This window comes from Vibrio sp. Vb1755 (genome assembly GCF_033338635.1).
GTDB lineage: Bacteria > Pseudomonadota > Gammaproteobacteria > Enterobacterales > Vibrionaceae > Vibrio > Vibrio alginolyticus.
The window spans coordinates 1-1,113 of record NZ_JAWOTA010000303.1; the positions used below are offsets into that span (position 1 = coordinate 1).

At 43.6% G+C, this 1,113-nt stretch carries 1 protein-coding gene; it reads left to right on the plus strand.

Features of this window, described 5'->3' with window-relative positions; genetic code table 11:
* Positions 1 to 975: hypothetical protein (locus R7E00_RS24725; protein WP_318124859.1), on the plus strand; the 975-nt coding region annotated here is incomplete at its 5' end.
* Between the last annotated feature and the right edge of the window lie 138 nt (positions 976 to 1,113).

Genomic DNA, 1,113 nt, shown 5'->3' on the forward strand with positions numbered 1-1,113 from the left:
TTTTCTCCAAACTGGCGTGTTAATGTTGGCTTGCGAAACCGAGCTTTGTGGGGCGATGCGTTAGACATTCCTCAATATCCCGAACTTGTCGCGCTAGACAATGGCTACTTTGATTTGAGCAAAAACTGGCGCGAAGACGACGTTATTCTGAATTCTCAATTGGACCGATGGTATGTGAACTGGAAGAGCGACGATTGGAGTGCCAGTGTCGGGCGTTTTCGTATTAACTGGTCCATGAATACCATCTGGAACCCTAATGACGTTTATAACGCGTACTCGATTTATGACTTTGATTATGAAGAGAGAGCGGGCACCGATGCCATTATGGTCAGCAAAAAACTTGGTTTTGCTGACGGTTTAGATTTGGTGTTTTCTCCTTCACAAGAATCTGGACAAAACAGCTCTTCGCTGCGTTATTTTTCAAATGTTTCTGGGTGGGATTATCAAATTATCGCAGGTCGAGCACGGATGGATTACATTCTTGGAGCTGGATTTGCGACCGATGTTTACGATGCAGGGCTGCGAGGTGAGTTAACTTGGTTTGATTCAATAGACGCTGAATATCAAGGTGAGCCAACGCAGAATAACACTGTAGCGAGCTTAGAAGCGGATTACAGTTTTGGTGGTGTTCGTAACTGGATGACAAGAGGGGCTTGGCTGTTTATCTCGAAACCTCAAGATGCCAACAGCGCGCTTGCTTATCTCAACTTGCCGCTGAACGCTAAAACCCTGAGCTTTACTAAAAATACCTTCTATGCCGATGTGAGTTTTGATTTAACCGCATTGAATCGTTTCACACTGTCAGCTAGCTACTATGACGATGGTTCTTACTTTGCAGGCTTATCAAGTAATTATTCTTTAGCTACCGACTGGCAACTGCTCACTGTATTACAACGTTTTTCAGGCAGTGGAGACAGTTTGTTTGGCGAAACACCAGCCACTTTGTTGTTTGCGAATATTCGATACAGCTTCTAGCTTTGCCATGTGACCAGTCGTTGTCTCTGAATACGTTTATCAATGGCGAAGAATGCCTCGTTTTTAAATGCATTTTGATACATTGATTTAACATTTGCGCAAATGTCGTTATATTTAAGGCTCATCGTTGTCAGGAGT